The 4,108-nt window shown below is 43.9% G+C and carries 4 protein-coding genes; all 4 read left to right on the plus strand.

Annotated elements, in window-relative coordinates:
* Positions 1-386 precede the first annotated feature (386 nt).
* A complete protein-coding gene (locus tag RDN79_RS18970) occupies positions 387-1,700 on the plus strand; it encodes a UDP-glucose/GDP-mannose dehydrogenase family protein (protein WP_298551926.1) in 1,314 nt (437 codons plus the stop codon).
* Positions 1,701-1,788: 88 nt separating this feature from the next.
* Positions 1,789-2,010, plus strand: a complete 222-nt coding sequence (locus RDN79_RS18975) for a hypothetical protein (RefSeq protein ID WP_298551928.1) — start codon at positions 1,789-1,791, stop codon at positions 2,008-2,010.
* A complete protein-coding gene (locus RDN79_RS18980) occupies positions 2,010-2,744 on the plus strand; it encodes a hypothetical protein (protein WP_298551929.1) in 735 nt (244 codons plus the stop codon). The genes RDN79_RS18975 and RDN79_RS18980 overlap by 1 nt, the downstream gene beginning before the upstream one ends.
* A 48-nt stretch (positions 2,745-2,792) precedes the next feature.
* Positions 2,793-4,108: ATP-binding protein (locus tag RDN79_RS18985; RefSeq protein ID WP_308573364.1), on the plus strand; the 1,316-nt coding region annotated here is incomplete at its 3' end.

The raw sequence follows: 4,108 nt of genomic DNA on the forward strand, positions 1-4,108 counted from the left end.
ACTTATAATATAGACTTTTATTTTTTAAGCTGTGCTCTTTTATTAATTAAATACACAAAAAGTAACCATACAGCAAAAGTGAACAAGACCCATTCCAAATAGATGCCCTACTAATCCGATTTAGACGGGGTGGTAGTGACATTTTGATAAAAACAGAATCCGGATTTATGAATGTGGCAACTGGCTGTTTCGGACTGATTATAGCCGCTGGTGATCCTTAGATCAGACAGATTCGTACAAATAACTCGATTTTAAGATGTGTAATGATTTCAATTTCTTATCTTTGTGGCGTTTTCGTGATTCCCTGTGTGGGAGTGACGAACCTTTGTGTGCCCCAAACCCTGTTTGGCGGCACTGATATATAACATTTATTTGATTATAAAATCATGAAAATAGCTATCGTCGGGACAGGTTATGTGGGACTTGTCACCGGTACTTGTTTCGCAGAAATGGGAACCGAAGTTTTCTGCGTCGACGTAAATGCCGAAAAGATCACAAACCTGAAACAAGGTATCATCCCTATCTACGAGCCCGGCCTTGAAGAGATGGTTCACCGTAACCAGCAAGCCGGCCGTCTCCATTTCACAACCGATTTGACAGAATGCCTGAACGAGGTCGAAGTCCTCTTCAGCGCCGTAGGTACTCCTCCCGACGAAGATGGCAGTGCCGACCTGAAGTATGTGCTCGAAGTGGCCCGTACCGTCGGCCGCAACATGACCAAACATCTCCTTGTCGTGACGAAGAGCACCGTTCCGGTAGGTACGGCCCGTAAGGTTCGTGAGGCGATCCAGGAAGAACTGGATAAACGGGGGGTGTCGATCGAGTTCGATGTTGCTTCGAACCCCGAATTTCTGAAGGAGGGTGCGGCCATCAAGGACTTTATGAGTCCGGACCGTGTGGTCGTAGGTGTCGAATCGGACCGTGCAGAAGAGTTGATGACTCGTTTGTACCGTCCTTTCCTGTTGAATAACTTCCGTGTGATTTTCATGGATGTCCCATCCGCCGAGATGACGAAATATGCAGCCAATGCCATGCTGGCAACCCGCATCAGTTTTATGAACGATATTGCGAACCTGTGTGAGATCGTCGGAGCCGATGTGAATATGGTGCGCAAAGGAATCGGATCGGATGCCCGTATCGGCAACCGTTTCCTGTATGCCGGTATCGGTTATGGTGGTTCCTGTTTTCCCAAAGATATAAAAGCGTTGATCAAAACAGCCAAGTCGAATGGTTACCACATGCGTATCTTAGAAGCGGTCGAAGAGGTCAACGAAGATCAGAAATCCATCTTGTTCCGCAAGTTAGGCGATTATTTCAAGGGTGATCTGAAAGGCAAGCGTATCGCTATGTGGGGCTTGGCTTTCAAGCCGGAAACGGACGATATGCGCGAAGCTCCTTCTCTGGTTCTGATAGATAAATTATTGGCTTCCGGTTGCGAAGTGTATGTCTACGATCCTGTCTCGATGGAAGAAACCCGCCGCCGTTTGGGAGATGCCGTCCATTATGCCAAAGACATCTATGACGCGGTAGTGGATGCCGACGCCCTCCTGCTTGTCACGGAATGGAAAGAGTTCCGCATGCCTTCCTGGTCGGCAGTCAAAAAACTGATGGCAACGCCGCTGATATTGGATGGTCGTAATATTTATGATGTGAAGGAGTTGGAGGAGAATGGGTTTGTTTATCATTGCGTAGGAAGATAACGGATAAGCCGAGCTATCCGGAACAAAAATATGTATCAGTCGGATAACAATGATTGATTGTTATTTGTTATAATAAAAAAGTTTAGAAATGAAGTCGAAATTTACTATAGAAGAAGAGAAGACGGTGATTGTAAATGCATTAAAAATTGCAGGTCGTCAAGCCTATGATGTGGCACGTGCGCAAGGTCTTCCTGTAACGGTTCTAAGAGGAAATAATGTTTGCCGTATAGAGTCCGAAGGTAAAGTTTCGATTGTATCTAAAGGGCGTCAGGCAAAATATAAGGTCGTAAAGAGAAAATATAGTCTGTAGTGGCTACTAAAAGGCTCCGAATATTTGCAGGTCCGAATGGTTCGGGAAAGTCCACTTTGTTAAAGGTGGTTTCGAATAAAGGCATTCATTTAGGTATCTACATTAATGCCGATGATTTGAAAGCGATGATCAACGAGAATCATTTATGTTCATTTGATGATTTCGGGCTTATCTTAGATTTTGATGATTTCAAAAATAAATTGATATCTTCTTCTTTGTTTACACAAGCTGGTGGTTTGGGCTTATTGTCCGGTATAGGTCAAGACGGTAATCTAATGGTCTTTAATCAAGATGTGAATGATTATTTTACTTCATTTTTATCGGACTATTTAAGACAATCTTTATTGTGCAGTTGTGATAAATTCACTTTTGAAACAGTAATGTCTCATCCTTCAAAATTGGATTTTATAAAATCTGCAAAAGAACAAGGATTTCGCATTTACTTGTACTTTGTGGCTTTAAATGATCCGGAGATGAATAAAGGGCGAGTTGAAACTCGGGTATTGCAAGGTGGGCATGATGTACCGGCTGATAAAATTGTAGAACGTTATGAAAGAACGATGAATTTACTTTTGGATGTTATTCGGTTGTCTGATAGGGCTTTTTTGTTTGATAATAGTTATTCTGAACCCAAATTATTTGCAACAGTTGAGGCAAATGAGATATCGATTGAAGATTCAGTAGATTTTGTACCTGGTTGGTTTCAATTATATGTATTGGATAAGTTATTATGATGTTGAGGAGTTGGAGGGGAATGGGTTTGTTTATCATTGTGTAGGAAGATGACAAAAGAAGAAATCTTGCAACTGATCCGTCAGGGAGAAAGTTTTCGGCTGGAAGCGAAGAAGGCCGAAAAAGAAGTCCCTGCATCCGTATGGGAAAGTTATTCCGCTTTCTGCAATACGGATGGAGGCATCGTCTTGCTTGGCGTGTCGGAAGATAAGAAAACGAAAGAGCTTTATGTTTCCGGCGTTGAAGACAGTGGCAAGATTATCCAATCTTTCTGGAACCAGATTAATAATAAACTGAAAGTGAGCGACAACCTGTTGTTTAATCGTCAGGTTTATGCCCTTTCCATTGAAGATAAAGACGTTGTAGTTATTGAAGTCCCTCGTGCAGACCGTCATTATAAACCTGTTTTTATTAATGACAATCTGTTTGCCGGTACATATAGGAGGAATGCCGCTGGCGATTATCACTGCCAGCGAGAAGAGGTGAAGGCGATGCTTCGCGATCAGGCGGATATTACGTTGGATAGCACAATCGTAGAAAATGTCGATTGGCAGGAACTGGATAAAGATACGATTCGTCGTTTCAGGATGCGTTTCCGTAATCTGAAACCCGATCATGTCTGGAATACTTTGGATGATGTCGAGTTCCTATTGAAAGTCGGTGCGCTCAAACGTAGTAGTGACGTTCCTGAGGTTCACCCGACTTTAGCCGGTATTCTGATGTTTGGTACGGAAATGTTGATCACCAACGAATATCCGAATTATTTCCTGGACTATCGGGAGATTGAAGACGGGAACCGCTATACGGACCGTGTCTTTTCTGCTTCCGGAGATTGGTCGGGAAACCTTTTTGATTTTTATTTCAGGATCATCGATCGTCTGACATCCGGTTTGAAAGTTCCCTTTCAATTGCGTAACGGGTTAGACCGTATTGACGATACGCCTGCTCACGGTGCTGTGCGCGAAGCCTTGGCAAATGCGTTGATTCATGCCGATTATCATGGCAGGCGGGGTGTTGTCATCGAAAAATATAAAGACCGGCTGGTCATTTCCAATCCGGGAGCTTTGCGCATCACGATGGATGAAGCTCTTGAAGGCGGTATCAGTGACCCCCGCAATGCAAGTATCTTCAAGATCTTTGTATTGGTGAATGTGGGTGAGCGTATTGGCAGTGGTTTGCAGAACCTTCGTTATGTTTGGGAACAGATGGGATTGGACATCCCTGTTTTGCGGGAATCTTTTTCTCCTGACCGGATACGATTGGATGTCGTTTTATGGAATGAGGAGAATGCAGATGGAGAGGGTGTGGATCGCATGGAACTTACCCCCCCAGTCACCCCCCCAGCTACCCCCCCAGTCACCCCCCC

Origin of the sequence: uncultured Parabacteroides sp. (assembly GCF_902493135.1) — a bacterium.
Lineage (GTDB): Bacteria > Bacteroidota > Bacteroidia > Bacteroidales > Tannerellaceae > Parabacteroides.

What these genes read in the sequence shown, in the direction of transcription:
- RDN79_RS18975 (WP_298551928.1), top strand. Translation starts at nt 1,789, where the DNA reads ATGAAGTCGAAATTTACTATAGAAGAAGAGAAGACGGTGATTGTAAAT.
- RDN79_RS18970 (WP_298551926.1), top strand. Translation starts at nt 387, where the DNA reads ATGAAAATAGCTATCGTCGGGACAGGTTATGTGGGACTTGTCACCGGT.